Consider the following 22,218-nt stretch of genomic DNA (forward strand, 5'->3'; position numbering starts at 1 on the left):
GGCTCCCGACAGGTAAAAAGGCGCCCCATCGGGCCACTCCGGCCCGTGGGAAATCCACTTGCATGGGGGAGATGCTTGCCGTCGAGCAACGCCACGCCTCTGGGGCCATTATGGGGCCAAACCTCATTGAAACGCGAGAAAGGCGCGTGCCAGCACGCGCCTTTTGGTTTTGGAGAATGAGACGGGTGGTGGTATCAGCGCTCCTTGGTCACGCCCTCGAAACGTGAAAGCCATGGGCTTACGATCATACCCTTGACGTCGCTGCGATACGCCGCAGTGTCGACAACTTCGGAGAAGGGCTGGATCGACATCACCGCCTCATCCATGTAGGCCTGCACGCCTTCATAGAGCTTGGCCTGCTTGGCGGGATCGCGCTCGACAAGTGCTTCCTCGATCAGCTTGTTCAGCTTCTCGTCGTAGAAGCTGGTGCGCCAGCTCTGGTAGTTGGTCAGCTTCGCCTCGTCGGAATTGTCAGGATTGTAGGCGATGGAGCGCAGGTTGTTGTCCGGATGCGGCTGCTGACCACCGCCGCCGCGGCCGACCAGCAATTCGAAGTTTCTCTCCCGCATTGCGCCGTAAATCTGGTCACCCGAACCGCTGATGAGCTCCGCCTGGATGCCGGCCTGGCCGAGCGTGTTCTGGATCGCCGTCGCCGCCTTCATGAACGGATCTTCGGACAGGACCCGCAGCGTGGTGCTGAAACCGTTCGGATAGCCGGCTTCGGCGAGCAACGCCTTTGCCTTTTCCACGTCCAACTTGTAGCCCTCGTCCGGAAGGGCGCCGAGCACGCCGGACGACAACGGACGCTGATGCAGCTTGCCGTAATAGGGCATGACCGCCTTGTCGAGGCCTTCATAATCGATGAGGTAGCGCAGCGCCTCGCGGACCTTCTTGTTGGCAAAACGCTCATCTTTCATCGAAACGCTGAGGTAGTAGAAACCTGAACCCGGCGTCGATTCGATGGCAATCGCCTTGTCGGCCTCCAGTGACTTGAGGTCCGGTGCCTGCAGGGAGTAGGCGACGTCTATGTCGCCTTTTTCCAACAGCAGCCGCTGCGACTGGGATTCCGGCAAGTGGCGCATCAACACGCGCTTCATCGCGGCCTTTTCACCCCAATAGTCATCGTTGCGTGTGAGGATGATGTATTCGTTCGACTTCCACTGCGTCAGTGTAAAGGGACCTGAACCAGCGGAATTCAGCGTCAGCCAACCAGCACCGAGGTCGCCGTCCTTCTCGTTCTCGAGCGCGACCTTGCTGTCCAGAATGGAGCCAGGGCCATTCTGCGCAAGGATCATCAGCAACAGGTTCGGGTCGTCGGGCTTCTGCAGATGAATCACGAAGGTGTGGTCGTCTTCAGCGACCAACGCCTTGTCGGCATTCTCAAGCGTGAAGCCACGCGACTTGAGGAAAGATGACTGCGCCAGGTTGCGGGCAAGCAGCCGCTTCAGGCTCCAGGCGACGTCGCCGGCCGTGACAGGATTGCCCGAAGCAAATTTTGCATCGCCGCGCAGGTGGAAGCGGATCGACTTGCGATCCTCGGCGATCTCCCAGCGTTCGGCGAGGCGAGGCTGAACGCTACGGTCTTGCGGCGAAAGGACGACCAAAGTGTCATAGATGTTGTTGAGCACCTGTACGGTCTCGCGGCCGGTAATGGCAGCGGGATCCAGCGTCAGGATGTTGCTCATGGTCGTGGCGACGACCAATTGGTCGGCCGGTGTCTCGGCGAACACGCCAATCGGCGAGGCTGTGGTGAGCAGCACGCCGAGGGCGGCCGTTGCAAAAAAGTGTCTCATGCTTCCTCCTTTTGCGGCCGTCCATGCGGATTTCGGCCTACCAGTTTCATGATCCGCCTGCCTGCTCCTCCGCAGGTGTTGGGACGGATCAGCCAAGAATTGCGCCGACGGGCGCGGCGAGCGCCCGGCCAACGGCTGCGGTCGCCGCGGCTTCCAGATGCACACCATCGACCTGTGATCCACGGGCAACCGCGCCGGCATCGAAGAACGCGTGCCCGAGTTCGCAGGCGAGTTTGTGGTAAAGCGGGGCAAGCCGCTCGGATTCTGCTACGCTTCTGCCAGCCGCCGGGTGTCCATCTGGACCGGGCGAACAGGGTGGTGGCGCAACGATCAGAAGCTTCGGTTTCGCGCCACTCGGCTTGTACGGAAATGTGTCCACGATCTGCGCCAGGCGGCGCATGCCGGAAACCGCACCCTCCGCACGACCTCCGTGCACCGGCTTGATATCATTGGTCCCAAGCATGATGATCACGAGATCGAGCGGCATATGGCTGGCAAGCGCCACTTCCAACGCCTTGGCGCCATTGCGGCAAGCGGGCCCGGCATGATCGTCATAGCAGGTGGTGCGGCCACCGAGCCCTTCCGATATGATCGCCGCCGCGTCACCAAGTTCCCGGTCGAGAACCTCGGGCCAGCGGCCCTCGGGCGGATGACGCAGCCCAGTTGCAGGGTCCGCCCCCCAGGTCAGGCTGTCGCCAAAGGCGAGAACTGTCTTCATTGCCCAATCACCTCACTGTCATCGCGCGCGGTTGTTGTCGATGAAGTCGAAATCGATATCCTCGCCGAGCCCGGGGCGATCAGGCACGTGGACGTAGCCGTCCCCATCCATCGGGTCGGAAAGTGACTTCAGATAATCGTGGCCATCATCATATTCGAGGAACGGGTGCAGCAGGCCGCGTTCGTACCAGCGGCAGTTTTTGGTGGCGGCGACCACATGCAGGTTCATCGCAGTGTTGCCGTGCACCTCGCATTCCATGCCGAAAGCTTCAGCGAGATGCATGGTCTTGAGCGCAGGGGTTATGCCGCCGACGTCGTTGACGCCGGTGCGAAGTATGTCGCAGGCACCGGCCTTGATCCACTCGGCGCGATGCCAATGCTTGCCCGCGGCACTTTCCGGCCCGACCACAGGAATGTCGAGATTGTCGGCAAGCCACTTGTAGGAAGACAGCGACTGCTCGTCCATCGGCTCCTCGATCCAGTCGAAGCCGAGCTTTTCCAAGCCCCGCCCAAGTTCGAGCGCATCCGTACGGGAATACCAGTGGAAGGCGTCGATCATCAGACGGATATCCGGACCCACCGCTTCGCGCACGGCAGCACAGGCCTTGATATCCATCTTAACATCCGGCGCCCAACTGACCGGCGGCATCCAGGTGTGTAGTTTGATGCCCTTGTAGCCGCGCTTGACCAGCGTTTCGCCAAAACGGCCGTAATCGTCCGGCGTCGCCAGGCCGCCGTCCAGTTCATCGCCGCACATGATGGAGCCATAGGCCAGTACCTTGTCGCGGTAAGCGCCGATCAACTTGTATACAGGTTGGTTGAGCGTCCTGCCTGCAAGATCCCACAGCGCACAATCGACAGCCGCAAGCGTGCGATCGGTGAGCTGCGCGGCTGAGCCCCGCTGCCAGTGGGCGAGGTCCTGCCACAGCTTTTCTCGATCACGATGGTCCTTGCCGATAAGAACCTTCTTCACGAACTTATCGATCAGGTGCGGACGAACAATTTCCGGCGCGGTGAAGGAGTGCCCTTCATGGCCGTCTTCCGTGCGAATGGTCAGAATTGCCTGCTCCACCTGATGCGGCCGGCCTGGATGCGCGTGGCCAGCACTGTCCGAATGGCGGCGCGTGGTCGTGCGGAAGACTCGCACATCGACGTCGGTGATGATCATTGTTCCTCCGGTATGCGAAAGTGGCCGGCTCCCCGCACCATTCTGTATGACACATATTTAGACAGATCATCACAGCTTTGTCAAATCTGTATGACAGATTATTAAAAATGACGGACAGGTTCGCCCGATGCCGTACGGCCAGCGGCGAGAATACTGGCCCCCGGCGGCAAGTTCGCAACGAACGTTGGCCATTTGAGACGAGGCTCAAATGATCCGAGTTCAGTTGCAGTTGTGAGAGAGTTCGGTCCGGTAGCCGGTAGAAGAGATATCTCAAAGAAAGCGGAAGAAAACCGAGACGTAATCGGTCGAGCGACCCAAAGGTATTGCGATCACCAGCTGTTTTCGCAATTTACGCCGCTCAATGCCGGCAACCCCTGCTTCAAAGATCGCTCATGCTGCCGTTTCCAGCAGATCCATTTTGCGCGTTTGATACAGTCATCCCGACCGCGGAGAATTGCACTTGGCGAGCTTGTGAAACAATACACCGAGCCCTGCCAGTTGCCTGGAATTTAATGCAACGGGAGCCAGAGGAAACCAAAGTCTCCGGTTCGTTAGGACCGGTCCACCCGACACCTCAACCAGAACTGCCGCCCCGCCCGGTAGAGCGAGGCAGAGCGACAACGAATTCGCAACGATAACAGCGCCACGCCGATATCGGTCGCGACCATCTGTCCACCGATGGAAGATGTCATGACGGAGACGCTACGTCCTCAACGCTGGAAAAGCGCGGAAACAAAATCTTGTTTTCCAGATGCATATGCGTGACCAAGTCCTCGGAAAACTTTTGAAGACCGACGTAAAGAGCCGTCCAGGATCGGCAGGCGCCGTCTGGAAGTGCAAACCCGTGGGTGAGATGCTCGATGGTGGCTAGGCTTTGGCCTTCGCACGCATGATCGTCTCGCATTCTGCCTATCAAGTGCTCGATATCGGGGTCCGGCTCGTGGCGCATCATCGGAAAGAGGGCGAGTTCCTCGCGGGCCATGTGGGGGATCAGTTGGTCTTGAAGGTCGACAAGCGCCTTCGCAAGGCCCATCGGCGCGCTGCTATGGGCGGCGTGAACGTGTTCCACTTTCTGCGCAAGCGGGATCAGCCATTCGAGGTCGTTTCGGTGTGTCTGGTGATATCGCTCCAGAATATGAGCGATAAGCTCGTTGGTGCCGTCCGGCGCATCGCGCCTTGCGGCTTGCTCGAGTGCCCGAAGGCGGTCAAGCAGGTCGCTCGCCACAACTCCGGCATCGGCCGCCGCATCACCAAGCGAGACATCGCCATCGCAGCAAAAACCGATTCCAAGCTGTCTGAAGAGTTCGGCTGCACCCGGAAGTTCGCATGCAATCGTCCCGACGGTGGCGTCCAAGTTCAAGTTCAATTCCGTCAATGTGCTCTCCTCAATGCCCGGAAGGTTATGTCAGGAGAGACGTTGCGGTAGTTCGGCCGATCGTTCTTTGTCGAAACGCAAGTTCATTGTGGCGAGGTCGCAAGCGTTGCCGCATTCTTCTTCGCTCTGCCACGGAGGGCCTGCAAACAATCGATCGTGGCTGCTGCAAAGGTCTGCGCGCGTTGCCGCAGACCATCGTCGCCCTCACGCTCGGACAGGTCGAGATAACGCTCAAGCAGGAACTCGCAGAGCACCATCGCCGAAATCGTGCCCCCCTCAGGCAGTGGCGCTAAACCCAAGGGGGCGGCGAAGGGAACATCGATCATCTGGCGGGCTCTTTGCCGGGCATCAGTTGAAAGGGACGACCATGACGCGGTGCCCTCTGCCCTTGCATCGCCTGCGTTCATTTCCAGCCAATCGGCAAGCTGCGTTTCAACCGCCGCCAGGTCGTCAGCAACGATTAATCGATGGCTCCGCAGGTCGTGAAACGCTGTTCGCCTGGCTTTGCGCAGGATGCGGACATGGCCGAGTTCCTCCAGCGCCATGCGTTCTGCTGCCTGTCTGATTTCGGTGGAAGCCGCATCCGCCGCCACATAGCTCCAAAGCATGAACGCCTGCTCCTCGTTGCGCACGGCGACTGAAAAAGCCCTGTAGGCGTTGAGCAGTTCCGGGGCCACGATAAGCGCATCCCCATCGTCAAACATACCTGCATTGTCTGTCGCGGCGAAAATCCGTGCCGGACCTACAGGTGGGTTCGCCTCTTCAATCCAAGCGGAAACCATATCGAGATGTCCGCGCTCATCAGCTGCAAGCCCTTCGAACAGATCCGCTAGATCGGCTCGATTTTCGCGGCGCATGCGTTTTGCGAGCATGACGTAGCCGTCGATGGCTTCGCGCTCAAGCCTGACGGCAAGTTCAAGAAGTTCCCCAAGCGTTGCGACCAACGGCGGATCGATCCTGAGTGTCGGCATGACGGCTCCTTCGCTTGCGCTATGCGACTGTTTTACAGGAACAAACGCACCTCCGTTTGTTGCAGCGCAAAGAAGGTGATCGGACTTTGCGTAGGTTGCCGGTCAATTCGCCGGAAACAAGGATGCCCGCCAAACCGAGCAGCCAGTCTGTCGGGACGGAACGACAAGAAATGCGCAACAACAACAAAAACCGCCACCGTCTCCGCTTGCTCTGCATGATGCTCGCGACGCTCCTTGTTTTGCTTGGAGCACACGGCTCCTATGCCGCCGGCGGGCTCGATGACTATCTTTCAAAGATAGTGCCCGCCGAGCTCTTTGCGGGTGCAGATCGCTTCGGCGCCACTGTCGGCGAACCACCGATCGCGCCGGTGTTTCGGGGTACCGAACTGCTCGGCTATGCCTATCTCAACTCGGATTTCACCAGCGCTATAGGCTACTCCGGCAAGCCCATTCACATCGCCGTCGGCATCGATCCAAACGGCATCGTCAAGGGGATCAAACTTGTCGATCACAAGGAACCGATCGTCCTGATCGGCATTCCGGAACGCAAGGTCGTCGCCGCCTTGAACGCCATCATCGGCCGCGACCTCGGTCGCGTTGCGAGGGGACAGGAGCGACCGCCACAGGTCGATATCGTCAGCGGCGCGACCGTCACGGTTCTGGTCATGGGCGACAGTGTTGTTCGTTCGGCCGTTCGCCTGATCCGCAGCAATCGCCTTGGTACCAAGGCGAGCGTCGCCCAAGAGCCTGCGCCTCCCGTCCGCAAGCTCGATCCGGCAATGAACGAGACGGCCGACTGGCAGAGCCTGCTCGGCGACGGCTCGATCCGCAGCCTTAGAATGACGGTCGGCGAAGTGTCGGATGCATTTCGCCAGGCCAATCAAACGACAGCGGCAGAACGGCCGGAAACGGTAACGCCCAACGACCGCTTCATCGACCTTTACACAGCGCCCGTGAGCGTTCCGGCCATCGGCAAAAGCCTGCTCGGTGAGGAAGGCTACGGTCGCCTTGTCAAACGCCTTAAACCCGGTCAGAGCGCATTGCTCGTCGCGGGCGATGGAGCCTACTCCTTCAAGGGTTCGGGCTATGTGCGCGGCGGCATCTTCGATCGGATTGAATTGCTCCAGGACGGCCAGGGCATGCGGTTTCGCGACCGCGACCACACGCGCCTGACATCGCTTGCAGCGCAAGGTGCGCCTCATCTTCGCGAGATCGCCCTTTTTGTCGTGTCGCCCGACTTCGCCTTCGATGTCACGGCACCATGGGAGGTACAACTTCTGGTGCAGCGAAGCGCCGGTGGGCGAGACAAGGCGACATTGCCTTTCAACCTCGGCTATGCCCTGCCACAGAAGTATCTGGTTGCCGACACGCACCCGCTCGAGGTCAGCCCTTCTGACGGCACAGCGCCAATTGTTGGCGAGGAAGCAGACGGCCAACCACTGTGGGTCAGCATCTGGCAGATGAACCGTGTCTCGGTCGCCCTCACCGCAACGGCACTTGTGTTTCTGACTGCGATCTTCTTCTTCCAGGACTGGCTCGTCCGACGCCCCATTCTGTTTGCCTGGATCCGCCGCGGTTTCCTTGTCTATGCACTTGTCTGGCTCGGCTGGTACGCCAATGCGCAGCTTTCAGTGGTCAATGTCCTGACGTTCACAAACGCCTTGATCACCGGTTTCCGCTGGGAGTTCTTCCTGTCGGCACCCCTCATCTTTTTGCTGTGGGCCGCCGTGGCGGCAGGACTTCTATTTTGGGGGCGTGGTCCGTTTTGCGGCTGGCTGTGCCCCTTCGGCGCCCTTCAGGAACTGACCAACGACATCGCGAAGTGGCTCAAGGTACCGCAGATCAAGGTTCGTTGGGGCCTTCACGAGCGTCTCTGGCCGATCAAGTACATCGTTTTTCTCGGCCTTTTCGGTCTGTCCTTCTATTCACTGGCGCTCGCCGAAGTCTTTGCCGAAGTCGAGCCCTTCAAGACCGCGATCGTCCTTAAGTTCGCCCGTGAATGGCCCTTCGTCGTCTTTGCACTGACGCTGTTGGCGGCCGGTCTTTTTATCGAGCGCTTCTACTGCCGTTACCTTTGCCCGCTGGGGGCAGCCCTCGCCATTCCAGGACGCATCCGCATGTTCGAATGGCTAAAGCGTTGGCCCGAATGCGGCTCGCCCTGCCAGCGCTGTGCCAAGGAATGTCCGGTTCAGTCGATCCACCCTGAAGGGCAGATCAATGTCAACGAGTGCATCTACTGCATGCACTGCCAGGAACTCTACCAGGACGATACGCGCTGTCCGCACATGATCCAGGTCCGGCTCAAGAGAGAAAAGTTTCAGGCCCTTTCGACCCCCACATCGCGAGGCGAAGCGCCAAGCAGGACGGCGGTTACGCACAAGGGAAAACCGATCGTGCGCGACGAGCCGCCGCCAGCCACACCCATCTGAAATCCACACAAGGAGAAATCGAAATGGCAACAGAAGACAAAGCAGTGCGCCTCAATCGACGTCAGCTTCTCGGCACGACAGCCGCGGCGGCCGTCGCCGGGGCGGCAGGTGTTGGTGGGGCGCTTGCCCTGTCCGGCACAACCGCATCACCGGCATTCGCTCAAGGCACAGGCGGCTTGCCCTTCGAGGTAAAGCCAGGCGAGCTCGATGAATACTATGTCTTCTTCTCCGGCGGACACAGCGGCGAACTGCGCATTCTCGGATTGCCATCCATGCGCGAGCTGATGCGTATCCCGGTCTTCAATCGCGACAGCGCCACCGGCTGGGGCCAGACCAATGAAAGCCGCAAGGTGCTCACCGAAGGACTTTTGCCCGAAACGAAAGCATATCTGGAAGACAAGGGCGGCATCTATCTCAATGGCGACCTGCATCATCCGCACCCCTCATTCACGGAGGGAACCTATGACGGGCGCTACCTGTTTGCCAACGACAAGGCAAATACCCGCGTCTGCCGCATTCGCCTCGACGTGATGCGCTGCGACAAGATCATCCAATTGCCGAACCAGCATACGGTTCACGGTCTGCGCGTACAGAAATATCCCAAGACGGGCTATGTCTTCTGCAACGGTGAGGACCGTGTACCAGTGCCGAACGACGGCTCGGTTCTCGACGATCACAAGCAGTATCACGCCATATTCACCGCCGTGGACGGCGAGACCATGAAGGTCGCCTGGCAGGTCATGATCGACGGCAACCTCGACAATGTCGATGCCGACTACCAGGGCAAATATGCCTTCGCCACCTGCTACAATTCCGAAGAGGGCGTCAATCTTGCGGAGATGATGGCCAAGGACCAGGATTGGGTGGTTGTCTTTGACCTCAAGCGGATCGAGGAGGCCGTCGCAAAGGGCGAATTCAAGGAGATGGGCGGCGTCCCCGTCCTCGATGGTCGCCACGGCTCACCCTATACGCGCTACATCCCCGTATCGAACGGACCGCATGGAATGAACACTGCGCCTGACGGTATTCACATCGTCGCCAACGGCAAGCTCTCGCCCACTGTTACGGTCATGGATGTGCGCAAATTCGACGACCTTTTCGCCGACAAGATCAAGCCGAGGGACACCGTTGTTGCCGAGCCGGAGCTTGGTCTCGGGCCGCTGCACACGGCCTATGACGGCAAGGGCAATGCCTATACCACGCTGTTCATCGACAGCCAGATCTGCAAGTGGAACATCGACGACGCCAAACGAGCCTTTGCCGGCGAAAAGGTAGACCCGATCCGCCAGAAGCTTGATGTCCACTACCAGCCCGGACACAACCACACGTCCATGGGACAGACAAAAGACGCCGATGGCAAATGGCTGATCTCGCTGAACAAGTTCTCCAAGGACCGCTATTTGAACGTCGGTCCGTTGAAGCCGGAAAACGATCAGCTGATCGACATTTCGGGCGACCAGATGGTTCTGGTGCACGATAATCCGACCTTCGCCGAGCCGCATGACGCGACGATCGTCCACAATTCCAAGATCAATCCGGTGAGCGTCTGGAGCCGGGACGATGTCTTCTTTGCCGATGCCGTGGCTCAGGCAAAGAAGGACGGTATCGATCTTTTGATTGATTCCGAAGTCATTCGGGATGGCGACAAAGTGCGTGTCTACATGACTTCGGCCGCACCGGCCTTTGGCCTCGAAAGCTTCACGGTCAAGCAGGGCGACGAAGTGACCGTCTACATCACCAACATCGATGAGGTGGAGGATCTGACGCACGGCTTCTCGATCATCAACTATGGCATCAACATGGAAGTGGCGCCCCAGGCGACAGCCTCCGTCACATTCCGCGCCGATAAGCCCGGCGTGTGGTGGTATTACTGCTCCTGGTTCTGCCATGCGATGCACATGGAAATGAAGGGCCGCATGCTCGTCGAGCCGAAGAAGGCCTGATGCACGCGCGCACTCTCATGCTCGGTGTTTCGATGGCGGCGCTCTGCGCCGCCATCGGCACCGCTTGCGCTGCGACGATCCGTGTCGACGCTGATGCCAGGCTGCAAGATGTCATCGAAGCCGCAACGCCCGGCGACACGCTCATATTGCCACCGGCGCGCTTTCTGGGGCCAGTTACGATCGACAGCGCGATCTCGCTGATCGGCGAGCCTGGCGCGACCATTCTCGGTAGTGGCAAGGGCAGCGTCGTCACCATCAACGCCGCTGACACGATCCTGCGCGGGCTTCGGATCGAGGGTTCGGGCAGCAACCTTGAAACCATGGACTCCGGTGTTTTCGTTGCCGCGACGGCAAAAGGTGCATCCGTTGAAGACAACGAGATCATCGGCAATCTCTATGGCATCTACCTGCATGGCGCCGCCCGATCCCTGGCGCGCGGCAATCGCATTGTCGGGACGAAGGACAGGCGCTTCAGCGAAACCGGCAACGGCGTCACGGTCTGGAACGCTCCCGGGGCACGTGTCATCGACAACACTATCAGCTTCGGACGCGATGGGATCGCGACCAACGCCAGCAAACGCAACGTGTTCAACGGGAACAGGTTTGAGAACCTGCGCTTTGCCATCCACTACATGTACACCAACGACAGCGAGATCAGCGGCAACATCTCCACCGGCAATTCTGTCGGCTACGCCATCATGTTTTCAAGCCGCCTGAAGATCATCGGAAATGTCTCGGACGGCGATCGCGATCACGGCCTGCTCCTCAACTACGCCAACAGCTCCAAGATCACCGGAAACGTCGTACGCGGGCGGCTTCAGAATTCCGACCGGTGGCTGGCGAGCGGTGGCGCCAAGGAAAAACCCGAACACGGGCTGCCCGCCGCGCAAGACACGTTTGCCGAGGGGACGACCGTCCGATTGGGGCCGGAAAAATGCGTCTTCATCTACAACGCCAACAAGAACCGCTTCCGCGGCAATGTCTTTGAGGGTTGCTCGATCGGCATTCACTTCACGGCGGGCTCGGAGGGCAATGCACTGTCCGACAATGCCTTCATCAACAATCGAAACCAGGTCAAATATGTCGGCGCCCGGTATCTCGACTGGTCCGAAAATGGCCGCGGCAATTACTGGAGCGACAATCCGGCCTTCGATCTCAACGGTGACGGGGTCGGCGACAATCCCTACCGGCCGAACGACCTGATCGACCGGGTACTTTGGACCGCACCGCAGGCCAAGGTTCTGATCACAAGCCCAGCCGTTCAAGTCATTCGCTTTGCCCAGTCGCGCTTTCCGGCGCTGTTGCCGGGCGGCGTAATCGACAGCCATCCCCTGATGATGCGTCCGGACGACGAGGACCAGCAACCATGACACCTACGGTGAGCGTCACCAATGCAGGCAAGAACTATGGCAAGACGGAGGCTCTTCGAGACGTCTCGTTTGAGCTGGGTGCCGGTGAAACTATCGCCCTTGTCGGCCATAACGGCGCTGGCAAGACAACCTTGATCAAACTGATGCTCGGCCTTATCCGACCGACGACGGGCCGGGTCAGCGTCCTTGGCGAAGACCCGGCCTCAGGCGATTTCGGCGTTCGCGCAAGACTTGGCTATCTGCCTGAGAGCGTGTCCTTTCACCTCGCCCTGACCGGTCGGGAAACGCTTGCCTTTTATGCCCGCCTGAAGCGCGCTGACACGACCACTGCGACCGAACTTTTCGATCGCGTCGGCCTTTCCAGGGCGGCAGTTGACCGGCCGGTGCGAACCTATTCGAAGGGGATGCGCCAGCGTCTCGGCTTGGCCCAGGCTCTGCTTGGCGACCCACATGTCCTGCTTCTCGACGAACCCACGAGCGGGCTTGACCCGGCGCTGAGGCACAATTTTTACGAACTCATCGAGGCCTTGCGCGCCAAGGGAACGACGATCCTGCTTTCGTCGCACGCGCTGACGGAACTCGAGGGACGTGCCGATCGCGTCATCATCGTCAACGGTGGCAACAAGATCGCAGACGGCACCCTCGATGATCTTCGCAAGCTTGCAAGGCTGCCAACCCGCATTCGCGTGACCACCAAGGCTGGAAAGTCGCTTGAGGAGGAAATCGCGGGCCAGGTCGTCAAACACCACGACGGCGATCTCGAAATAGAGGTCAGGCAGGAGGACAAGCTCGCCGTCCTGCACCGTTTGAGCGCCGCCGCATTGGGGATTGCAAACCTCGTCGTCCTGGAGCCGACCCTCGACGAACTCTACGCACACTTCCTTCAGGGTCAAAAGGATAGCCGATGAACAACATCATGATCATTGCGCGCAAGGAGATCCAGGAGGGCATGCGCAACCGCTGGGTCGTGGCGACGACCCTTCTGCTGGCGGCTCTGGCGCTCACCTTGTCGTTCCTCGGTAGTGTGCCGACAGGCAATGTCGGTGCCAGCCGGCTTGATATTGTCGTCGTCAGCCTCTCGAGCCTGACCATTTTTCTTGTTCCGCTCATCGCGCTCCTGCTCTCGCACGATGCGATCGTCGGCGAAACCGAGCGTGGCACGATGTTGTTGTTGCTCAGTTATCCCATCGGCCGCAGGCAGATTCTCATTGGGAAGTTTACAGGTCACCTGACGATCCTGCTGTTTGCAACGCTTTGCGGCTATGGCGCTGCCGCCGTTGCACTTGCAGTCGTCGATGGCAACATAGCGCGCTCAAGCTGGCTTGCTTTCGCCTCCATGATCGGCTCGTCCGTCCTGTTGGGCGCGGTCTTCATCGCGATCGGCTACCTCGCAAGCACCGTTGCCAGCGAACGCAGCACTGCTGGCGGCATCGCAATCGCGGTGTGGCTGTTTTTCGTTCTGATCTATGACATGGCCCTGCTCGGGGCGCTTGTGGCAGGGCAAGGCCAGGCACTGCCGGCGGGCCTGCTCGATACCTTGCTGCTGCTCAATCCGACCGACGCCTATCGACTGCTCAATCTGGGCTCGGGCGACGCAGCGTCGCTGTCGGGGATGGGTGGCGTGGCCGAGCAATCGGCACTCGGCAAGACCGGGCTCATCCTGGCGCTGGTGTCATGGACATTTGCGCCGCTTGCGGTAGCCACTGCGATATTCTCAAGGAGAGAGCTATGAAAACGCGCAACCTCGTCGCCGTGGCGATGAGTGCCTTCGTGCTGGTTGGATGTGCCGCCGAAGAAGCAGACAGCCCGCCTCTTCCATATTCACTGACCGACGACGCCATGGGGCGCTATTGCGGCATGAACGTGCTCGAACATCCCGGCCCCAAGGGTCAGGTCATCCTCAAGCAGATACCCGAACCGATCTGGTTTTCGTCGGCCCGCGACACAGTCGCCTTCACCTTGCTGCCAGAAGAACCAAAGGAGATCGCCGCTATCTACGTGTCTGACATGGGCAAGGCGCCGACCTGGGAGAAGCCCGGAGCGGACAACTGGATCGACGCCAAAAGCGCCTTTTATGTCGTCGGCAGCAGATTGCGTGGCGGCATGGGGGCAGCCGAGGCCGTTCCCTTCTCCTCAAGGCAAGATGCGCTCAGCTTCACCGAAAGGCATGGCGGCCAAATCGTCGGCTTTGGCAACATACCGCAAGACTATGTGCTGGGAGCAGATGGGGCATCGCCTGCGTTGACATCATTTTCCGAACCGACGGAGGCTAGTCATGACTAGGATTATCGGGCGGCGGCGTGCAATCGCTATCATCGGGGCGACCATAGGCCTGCCTCTGCTGCCATTACCCGGCGCAGCCAGAGCGGCCCTGCGTCCGGTCACGTGGAGTGGCCAGGCGCTTGGGGCATCGGCAACACTGATCCTTAATCATGAAGACGAAGCAGTGGCACGCCGACTGCTGGACAGAGTCGTGGTCGAAATTGACCGTCTGGAGGCGATATTCAGCCTCTACCGCAGTGATTCAGCCCTTTCGGTCTTGAACAGGATGGGCGCGCTCGTCGCCCCGCCGGCGGAACTGGTACATCTTCTTGAAATCTGCGCGTCCTTTCACAAAATGACCGGCGGCACATTCGATCCGACGGTTCAACCGCTCTGGACGCTCTATGCCGATCATTTCGCCAAACCGTCCTCCGATCAGCGCGGTCCGTCGGCACGCGCAATCCGACAGGCACTGGCTTACGTCGACCTCACCCGTGTCCGGTTCAATGGCGACCGGATCGCGTTTGCAATGCCTGACATGGCTCTGACTCTGAACGGCATAGCACAGGGCTACATTACCGATCGCATCGTCGATCTGCTTCGTCAAAACGGCGTGGCGAGCAGCCTGGTCCATATGGGGGAAAGCCGGACGATCGGGGCCCGCGCAGATGGCAGCCCATGGCAGGTTGGGCTGGCGGCAAGCGACGTGGACGCTGCCTCAGACATCGTTTTACCGCTCGTCGACAGGGCGGTCGCGACGTCTGGCATTGCAGGCTTCAGTTTTGATGAGGCGGGACGGCTGTCGCATATTCTCGATCCCCGCACCGGCTTGACGATGCAGTCTTATCGGCGCGTGAGCGTTGTCGCCGATGACGCGGTCACAGCGGATGCGCTGTCGACAGCCTTCAGCCTCATGGAGCCGCAAGAGATAAAGGCCCTGATCGATACCCGGACCGATCTTGGCGCGGATCTTTTGAGCCGGGCAGGCACTCGGAGGCGCTTTGGTCTCGGCGCGTAACGAGGCCGACGCACCCGATGCCAAGACAAACCTGGCGCCTGTCAGCGACGCTGGCTTGCGTCCAGGTGACGCCGGCGCCAGTTCGCCAAGCGCTCGCGATCAAACGAAAAGACTTCGTCGATGACCGTTCCGTCCGCAAACACCGTCGCAGTCCAGCAGCGACCGCCACATCGCAGCGTTAGCCTGAACGTTCCAACGTGCTCGCCCTGACCGACCTCGACCTGGCTCTTGACCTCGCCTCGGCTCAGGCGGTTTTTCAACTCCGCCGGGGGCAGGCGGAGTGCCGATGACATCGTTGGCGCCGGCACGGAAAAATCGCCCTCGGGGTCGCGTTCGACGCGGATAACCCGCCTATTGGTCAATGTCAGCATTGAACGGATCTCTCTGAGGACCAGGTTTTCGTCATGAAGGATAGAGCGCCATTCGCAAATATCTCAAGCCGGGGCCCGACATTGACGGCGTGTCGAGACGTTCTGGTATGCAAACAGCATCTAGCGATGATCTCAATGGCCACCCTCAAACGAGTGTCGTCGAGGTCGACAGGCGCGCGTCCGGCATGGTTCTCGCCCGTTCCGAGCGGTCGCGTATTCTCTCGAGGCGGTGCGCCAGAAGATCGAGTAACTGCCCGGCCTCAGCATTATACCCCGGCATGCAGGCGAACCACTCGGCGACCTCGATCGTGCAATCGCACAATGTCTCATCCCTCATCCCAAACTCGATCATGTCCTGCATCTCCGCCTAGTCCGTGAAGACGGTTTCTCCACGCGAGCTCGTCCACGTCCTTGGTAGGCGCAAAGCGGTGGAGCCTCTTTGCGCTGACGCAAGCGATCATCGTTCGACCACCCGAACGGCCTATGTCAGGACGACACCATGCCGCATGGCCGCGGATTTACAGCGCCGACCTCGTGGCCTACTGCATGTTTCCTTAAATCCTATTCGATTTAAGGATAAAACATGCAGCCATTCAAAGTGCTACAACGACCTTTGCGCGCCTAATAAGACGCGCGGCGCTGTAGGGAATGGTGAACCACAAAGCATCGGTGAAGACCATGTGTGCGACACTGCTTCCAGCCAGCATGTCCGAAGAACTGATAAGGGCGGTCGTTCACGACTTCTACGGCCGCATCCGCCACGATCCCATGCTCGGGCCGATCTTCAACGCCCGCATTGGCGAACATTGGGATCTGCACCTTTCAACGCTGGTCGACTTCTGGTCGTCGATAGCCCTGAAAACGGGACACTATGGCGGGAAGCCCCATGTCGCCCACCAGGGTCTCGATCTTGTTCCCGAGCATTTCAATCACTGGCTGGAAATTTTCGAAGGGACTGTCGGCAAACATTGCAAGGGCGAGGCCGCTGCCTTCTTTCTCGACCGAGCGAGGCGCATCGCCGACAGCCTGCAGATTGGCCTGAACATCGGACCGCATGCCATCAAGCTGCCGCTAGCCCACACCACCGGGCAGGTTTAGAGAGCAAGCTGCCAATCCGCGACCAATCCAAGCCTGGCCGGCATCCCGTCACGTCGTAAGAAGGCTAGCGCACGATCCGACCGCCACGAATGCAAACTCAGAGTTTATCGACCATGCTCAACTGCATCCTTTAATTGCCTGATGAGTTCTGCAATCTGTAAATTGTCCGGCTGCAGACGGGCCAAGGCCTGTGCAAATTGGAGCGTATCGGCATAACGGCGGAGTTTGAGACCGATCTGAATTGCCGTGCCGAGCAGACTGGCGTCCGTTGCTCCGCTTAAGGCAGCAGCATCGAAGAGCGCAAACGCCTGCTCCGTTCGCCCGACTGAATCCAGGGCAATCGCCGCTGTCGTCCTGTATCTGGAATTGACGGGATCCAGGCGAACGGCCGCGTTCAGTTCTTCTGTCGCCTCCTCCATTGCCTTCTGACGCACAAGCGACAAGCCATGCCCGTAGCGAAGGTCGGCTCGATCCGGATCGGTTGCCACGGCTTCAGCGTAGGTCTGTTCGGATTTCTCGCCCTCCCCTGTTGCGCGGTAGAGTTCGGCGAGGTTGATGCGCGCGCCCGCAAGGGTTGGATCGAGATGGATCGCCTGACGGAGCGCCTTCTCCGCTTCCTCTGGACGTCCTTGTTCAAGCAGAAACGTTCCATAACTGCTTTGTGTCTCGGCAACGTGCGCGTTCGCTTGAACATACGTTTTCAAATCGGCCACCGCACGGTCGAAATCACGACGTCGATCACCGAGCAAGTCCAGCGACTGCGTGCTTCCTAGTGCCCTGGCAGCAGCCACCCGCACTGCGCGTACGTCGTCGCTGACAAGTCCGCCGATGGCATCAAGCCGATACTCCCGCGGCAGGTTGGCAGCAGCCTCGGCTGCCCCCAGACGCACCAGCGGATCGGGGCTCTCCGCCGCCGCCTTCACGTCTGCGGCGACGTCAGCTCCAGCGAGCCTGCTCATCTCGGCAATGGCGCTTCCTGTGACTATTCCAGCTTGTTTTTCGTCCCCGACGAATGCCCGCAAGGCCTCGATCGAGGCAGCGTCGTTTTTCGCCGCGGCGGCGAACGCATGTGCGATCGTCGGGCGCTTGCGCCAGCCTGCACCAAACCAAGTATCCAGGGTCTCCGATGCCCACTTGTTCGACCTACCGTCGTGGCACGACGTACAGGCGTTCGGCGTTCCGTACATGTCGGAAAGGTCTGGGCGCGGAATCACGAAAGAATGGTCACGCCGACGATCGACCTTCATGTATGTCCGCTCGGGCATATGGCAGTTGGCGCAGAGCGCGCCAGCGGAGCCTTCCGGATGATGCGTATGGGCTGGAGTGTCGAAAGCGCCGCCCGGATCGGTGCTGGCAAAGCGCTTTGGCGCATCCTGGGTGTGGCATTGGGTGCATAGCGCGTTTCCAACGGCCTTGACGCTGCCCTCATGCGGACGGTGGCAGTCGAAACACGTCACACCTGCTCTTGCCATCTTGCTCTGCTGGAACGATCCGTATTCGAAGACCTCATCCAGAATCTGTCCGTCCGGAAAGTAGAGATCGCTACGCAGCAACGCCGGGGAAAAATTGTCGAGAAAGGAGCCTCCCGGCTGATAGCCATCGACAAGCCGGGCGCGCCGCGCGTGGCAGGCGAAGCAAGTGTTCGCATCGACCTTCGACAGGCCGAGGCCCGCAATTGCTGCCGTTTGAGCATTCCCGACCTTGGCTCTCGCCCATTCGACATGTTTTGCACCGCCGCCGTGGCAGGACTGGCAGCCGATGCTGGTCGCGACATAGGATGATTGATACTCGTCCGTCTGCGGCTGGAAGTTGGTCTGGGGATCGGTGGAATGACAGTCGATGCAGGTGCGGTTCCATCGATAGAACGGGCCTGTCCAGTGAAACGTCGAGCCAGGTTTCGCCGAGGAGCCTTCGCCGAGCCAGAACCATTTTTGCTTTTGCGTGTCCCAGGCGATGTCGAGAGCCTGCAGCTTGCCACCCCCAATATCGACCAGGTACTGCTGCAGAGGCTCGTAGGCAAACGTGTACTTCACCTCGAAGTCCGCCGGTTTGCCGTCAGGCCCTTCGGTGCTAACGAAGAAGCGGCCATCCCGGCGGGAAAAAACTGCCTTGACGCTGTTCCATTCGAACTGGGTATTGTTGAAATCGGCGAGCACCGTCTTCTCGTTGGCAAGAGCCATCGCCTTTGCATGGTGGGATTTCGCGAATGCGGCGGCTTGACCAGCGTGGCAGGAAGCACACGCCTTCTCATCTACGAAGCTATCGTGAATTTCGATCTGCGGGTCCGCGGCAGGCGGCACAGCCATTTCCGCCGTAGCGGCGGCGGCGAACACCGATAATCCGCAAGTCAGCAGTGCCGTCCGAGAAACAGCCGCTAGACAGAATGCAATCTTCAATCTCACGCCTCCCACTACTCCAAAAATGATCAGGACGCACGGAGCGGCGCAGCCGAAGCATCGGCAAAGGAACGAACCGAGGTAGCCTTGGTCAGCGATGCTTGGCACGTTTCTCGGGACCAATTGCTCTTCTGTTTACTGGAATAGGCTTCCGGCTAGTAGAAGGGAGGAAGGGGGAGACGACACAGCCTATCAAACCCGCGATGCGATTGATCCTCATTGTGATTTCTCCTCCCCATTGGAAATATCGGCGATGCCGCGTGCGAAACGCTCGGCTTCATTTCGCGGGAAAGATCTGCTTCCAGTCTGCCTTCATGTCGACCACCGTCCAATTGTTGTCGGCCGCGGCATCCAGTGCCTTGTCGAGGCGGCCGAACGGGCTGTCGCGGTCATATGCGTATTCGCGCTCCGCATCGGTATGATGGACGATCAGGCCGAAGCGAGTGGTCGTGCCGCCCAACGTGGTCCATTGGAGCATTTCGAGGTCGCCGTCAGAATTTCCGAAGGCGGCGATCGGCCGGCGGCCAATAAACTGGTTGATCGCAACAGGCTTGCCGGCCTTGTCATCGATAAAGTCGATCTGTGGCAGGCGAAACAAGGTCGACACGCCCTCACGCATCTCGAACTGCGTTTTGATGGTCGACCCGATGACTTGCTCAGGTGGGACCCCGTAGACCTGCTCGGCCCAGGGGCGAATGAACTCCACGCCTCCACCGGAGACGATGAACGTCTTGAAGCCGTTTTCACGCAGATAGGCGAGCAGTTCGAGCATTGGCTGATAGACCAGCTCGGTATAGGGTTTATTGAACCTCGGTTGGCGCGCCGTGGCGATCCAGTCGGAGGCGATCTTCTGGAATTCCTCCGTTGTCATCCCGCTATGGGTCGCCAGGACCAACTCCACAAGTCCCTTTTCTCCCGTTGCGGCAAGGGCTTTCATATCGTTGTCGAGCACGGCCTTGAACGGCTGCGTGTCCTTCCATTCCGGGTGGGTGGCAGCTTCCGTCTTGACACGATCAAGTGCGAAGGCGAGTTGCACGTACATCGGCTGCTCGGTCCACAGTGTGCCGTCATTGTCAAAGACCGCGATGCGTTCGACCTCGGGCACATAACCAGGCGTATCTTCCGCGGTTACCCTGTCCACAAAGGCAACGATGGCCGCCTTGGCCCCGGTGTTGTTCCACGAGGGCAATGGATCTGTCTGGGCGAGCACGGATGTCGTGACAAACAGGCAGGCTGCCATGCCGAGCAGCACGGTGCGGGTGAATTTAAAGAAAATACATGTTGCAATCATCAGAGCCTCCGTCGACTAACTGTGTGCAATCTCAGACCGTTAAAGAAACGGCGGCCCCCGAACGAACGGAGCCGCCGCGCCAAGGTCAGTTGCCGGTTGGCATCGGAATACTAACACCCTCCTTCGCCAAGGAGTCCCGCACCCATTGGAAACGCTCATAGTTTGAAAGCGTAATCGGGCCCGTATATCCCATGCTCTGCAGCTTGCGTGGAGGATATTTCACGTATGTCGCCATGATCTTCTTCAGTTCTTCCCCCATGACAACGCCCATCCAAGTCCGCTCAGTGAAGTTGTTCATGAAGATATCGTAGCGTTCCTGAGGGTCCTGCCAAAGGTCAAACACCTGAGGTACGGTGGCCACGTATTTCTCCGCGCCCTTCCATCCAAGGTTTGAGTCAACGGCCAGTCCGCCGGTCTGGGCTCCATCGTCGCCGCGAAGATTGAACGCGAACTTGTAGTTGTTTACGCGGATTGCGCCGGGTGAAAGTTCGTTCTCCGTGAAGTAGAACCAGGATTTGCGTGGCGATGGGCCGCTACCCGTCAGGACCGGTGTCATATCGTAGCTGTCGAAAATGATTGGCTTGTCTTCACGATCATTTTCGGGCAGTGGGACACCGCCGACCGAAGCGAACGTCGCCATGAGATCGAGACCGCCGATGAGTTCGTGGTTCCTGGTATCGGGCTTGATCTTGCCCGGCCAAACTGCGATTGCGGGAACACGATTTCCACCCTCGCGCAATGTGCCCTTGGTGCCGCGAAACGGAGTGTATCCCGCGTCCGGATAGACGTCTTGCCAAGCGCCGTTGTCGGTTGTGTAGAACACCAGCGTGTTCCGGTCCATTCCGGTTTCGCGCAGCTTGTCCATGATCCGGCCGATACGGGTGTCGAGCTCCACGACCGAGTCGGCATATTTCGACTTGGACATCGATTTGTGCTCGAACTCCGGTGCCGGCATGTTCGGCTGATGCACCTTCATGAAGTTGACATTGATGAAGAACGGCTCATCCGGCTTCTTTGCAGCCTCATCGAGGAATTCGATGGCCGCTTTCTCGACATAGCCGTCGAAGAACGGAATGCCGACAACGCCTTCCTTGCCGTCGATCACCGGAGTATCGACATACTGGCCGTTGATCTTGAAGTCTTCCTTCGCCTCGCCGCCGGCCTTGCCCGAAAGCGCGCCTTTCGTCACCTTCTGGAACATAGCCCGCAGTGCCGGGTCCATGTCAGGGAACCAGGTCGGATCCGCATAGGTATAGGCGTTGAGATGGTAAAGGCCGACATATTTCATCTCGTCATAGCCCTGGGCGATCGGAAGCGCATAGTCCGCCTCGCCGAGATGCCACTTTCCGGTGAAGTACGTATGATAGCCGCCGCGCTTCAGCACTGACGCCAGCGTCCACTCCGCTGCCGGCAGACCACCACCCTGCCCCTGGAAAGCCACGGTCGTCATGCCGCTCCGGTTCGGAATGCGCCCGGTCTGCATTGCAGCCCGGCCTGGCGTGCAGCTCGGCTGGGCATAGAAGGAGAAGAAGGTCATGCCTTCATCGGCCAGCTTGTCGATGTTCGGCGTCGGCATGCCGCGTCCTTGGCCGCCGCCATAGGGGCCCAGATCGCCATAGCCCGTGTCGTCGGAAACGATAAAGAGAATGTTGGGTTTTGACGGCGACTGGGCTTGCACTTGGGATGCGGCCCCAACGAGAAATGTCGAAGCCGCCAAGGCTCCGACAGAGCACATGAAGCGAAAATTCATATTGACTACTCCTCCGAAGGCTTGGGCGGATCGGGTTCACCAAACGCACGAGTTCTGATGCGTTTAAGGGGATCCGCCGCCTGTCCTTGCTGTATCGAAACGAAGCAAATTGAAGCAATGCTGTAGCCTGAACGCCCTCGATCGAGGGCCTCTCGTCTGGATGCCTGTGGCCAGCGCGAGGCCACCCACGACGGTGAAACTATCGGACGTCTTGCGGCGGGGATATTGTACCATCGGGCAAAACCGCACTTCGTTAGCTTGCGCTT

General features: G+C 59.5%; 18 protein-coding genes. 8 read left to right on the forward strand and 10 right to left on the reverse strand.

Going from position 1 to position 22,218, the window contains the following annotated elements:
- Positions 1-194: 194 nt before the first annotated feature.
- From J3R84_RS35920 to J3R84_RS35940, 5 genes are all read right to left on the reverse strand, one after another.
- A complete protein-coding gene (locus J3R84_RS35920; RefSeq protein ID WP_203527455.1) occupies positions 195-1,793 on the reverse strand; it encodes an ABC transporter substrate-binding protein in 1,599 nt (532 codons plus the stop codon).
- A gap of 88 nt (positions 1,794-1,881) precedes the next feature.
- A complete protein-coding gene (locus J3R84_RS35925) occupies positions 1,882-2,511 on the reverse strand; it encodes an SGNH/GDSL hydrolase family protein (RefSeq protein WP_025430415.1) in 630 nt (209 codons plus the stop codon).
- Between the two features lie 18 nt (positions 2,512-2,529).
- The gene (locus J3R84_RS35930; RefSeq protein WP_025430416.1) at positions 2,530-3,678 is read right to left on the reverse strand and encodes a mandelate racemase family protein; all 1,149 of its coding nucleotides are present in this window, start codon (positions 3,676-3,678) and stop codon (positions 2,530-2,532) included.
- 688 nt (positions 3,679-4,366) lie between these two features.
- The gene (locus tag J3R84_RS35935; protein ID WP_239637613.1) at positions 4,367-5,038 is read right to left on the reverse strand and encodes a DUF542 domain-containing protein; all 672 of its coding nucleotides are present in this window, start codon (positions 5,036-5,038) and stop codon (positions 4,367-4,369) included.
- A 98-nt stretch (positions 5,039-5,136) separates the two neighbouring features.
- Positions 5,137-5,997, reverse strand: a complete 861-nt coding sequence (locus tag J3R84_RS35940; RefSeq protein ID WP_225906217.1) for a ferritin-like domain-containing protein — start codon at positions 5,995-5,997, stop codon at positions 5,137-5,139.
- Positions 5,998-6,239: 242 nt separating this feature from the next.
- Here J3R84_RS35940 and J3R84_RS35945 point away from each other — a divergent pair, with 242 nt between their 5' ends.
- Genes J3R84_RS35945 through J3R84_RS35975 form a run of 7 tightly spaced genes read left to right on the forward strand, consistent with a single transcriptional unit; the run spans position 6,240 to position 15,046 of the window.
- Positions 6,240-8,453 (forward strand): 4Fe-4S binding protein, encoded by a 2,214-nt coding sequence (locus J3R84_RS35945; protein ID WP_373688508.1) that lies wholly within the window; start codon positions 6,240-6,242, stop codon positions 8,451-8,453.
- Positions 8,454-8,476: 23 nt separating this feature from the next.
- Complete coding sequence (gene nosZ / locus J3R84_RS35950) at positions 8,477-10,396, forward strand: TAT-dependent nitrous-oxide reductase (protein WP_025430420.1); 1,920 nt, start codon at positions 8,477-8,479, stop codon at positions 10,394-10,396.
- Positions 10,396-11,766 carry a nitrous oxide reductase family maturation protein NosD gene (locus tag J3R84_RS35955; RefSeq protein ID WP_203527450.1) on the forward strand — a complete coding sequence of 457 codons (1,371 nt, stop codon included), beginning with the start codon at positions 10,396-10,398 and terminating at the stop codon, positions 11,764-11,766. The genes nosZ and J3R84_RS35955 overlap by 1 nt, the downstream gene beginning before the upstream one ends.
- Positions 11,763-12,674, forward strand: a complete 912-nt coding sequence (locus J3R84_RS35960) for an ABC transporter ATP-binding protein (RefSeq protein WP_025430422.1) — start codon at positions 11,763-11,765, stop codon at positions 12,672-12,674. Before J3R84_RS35955 ends, J3R84_RS35960 begins: the two co-directional genes overlap by 4 nt.
- Positions 12,671-13,498 (forward strand): ABC transporter permease, encoded by an 828-nt coding sequence (locus J3R84_RS35965; RefSeq protein WP_057207023.1) that lies wholly within the window; start codon positions 12,671-12,673, stop codon positions 13,496-13,498. The genes J3R84_RS35960 and J3R84_RS35965 overlap by 4 nt, the downstream gene beginning before the upstream one ends.
- Positions 13,495-14,049, forward strand: coding sequence for a nitrous oxide reductase accessory protein NosL (locus J3R84_RS35970; RefSeq protein WP_057216768.1), 555 nt, complete (start codon positions 13,495-13,497; stop codon positions 14,047-14,049). The genes J3R84_RS35965 and J3R84_RS35970 overlap by 4 nt, the downstream gene beginning before the upstream one ends.
- The gene (locus J3R84_RS35975; RefSeq protein WP_192433389.1) at positions 14,042-15,046 is read left to right on the forward strand and encodes an FAD:protein FMN transferase; all 1,005 of its coding nucleotides are present in this window, start codon (positions 14,042-14,044) and stop codon (positions 15,044-15,046) included. Before J3R84_RS35970 ends, J3R84_RS35975 begins: the two co-directional genes overlap by 8 nt.
- Positions 15,047-15,087: 41 nt before the next feature.
- Here J3R84_RS35975 and J3R84_RS35980 read toward each other — a convergent pair whose 3' ends face one another.
- On the reverse strand, positions 15,088-15,417 hold the full coding sequence (locus J3R84_RS35980) for a DUF6522 family protein (protein ID WP_203527448.1): 330 nt from the start codon (positions 15,415-15,417) through the stop codon (positions 15,088-15,090).
- 145 nt (positions 15,418-15,562) lie between these two features.
- Positions 15,563-15,769, reverse strand: coding sequence for a hypothetical protein (locus J3R84_RS35985; RefSeq protein WP_128090348.1), 207 nt, complete (start codon positions 15,767-15,769; stop codon positions 15,563-15,565).
- A gap of 296 nt (positions 15,770-16,065) precedes the next feature.
- On the opposite strand from J3R84_RS35985, the gene J3R84_RS35990 reads away from it, so the two are divergent.
- A complete protein-coding gene (locus J3R84_RS35990) occupies positions 16,066-16,515 on the forward strand; it encodes a group III truncated hemoglobin (RefSeq protein ID WP_225906216.1) in 450 nt (149 codons plus the stop codon).
- Between the two features lie 104 nt (positions 16,516-16,619).
- On the opposite strand, the gene J3R84_RS35995 is transcribed toward J3R84_RS35990, so the two are convergent.
- From J3R84_RS35995 to J3R84_RS36005, 3 genes are all read right to left on the reverse strand, one after another.
- Positions 16,620-18,821, reverse strand: a complete 2,202-nt coding sequence (locus J3R84_RS35995) for a tetratricopeptide repeat protein (RefSeq protein WP_082557400.1) — start codon at positions 18,819-18,821, stop codon at positions 16,620-16,622.
- Positions 18,822-19,188: 367 nt separating this feature from the next.
- Positions 19,189-20,202, reverse strand: a complete 1,014-nt coding sequence (locus J3R84_RS36000; protein ID WP_057216761.1) for an HAD family hydrolase — start codon at positions 20,200-20,202, stop codon at positions 19,189-19,191.
- A gap of 85 nt (positions 20,203-20,287) precedes the next feature.
- Positions 20,288-21,952: an arylsulfatase gene (locus tag J3R84_RS36005; protein ID WP_057207015.1), complete on the reverse strand. Its 1,665-nt coding sequence runs from the start codon at positions 21,950-21,952 to the stop codon at positions 20,288-20,290.
- Positions 21,953-22,218 lie beyond the last annotated feature (266 nt).

It is taken from the genome of Ensifer canadensis (assembly GCF_017488845.2).
Taxonomy (GTDB): Bacteria; Pseudomonadota; Alphaproteobacteria; order Rhizobiales; family Rhizobiaceae; genus Ensifer; species Ensifer canadensis.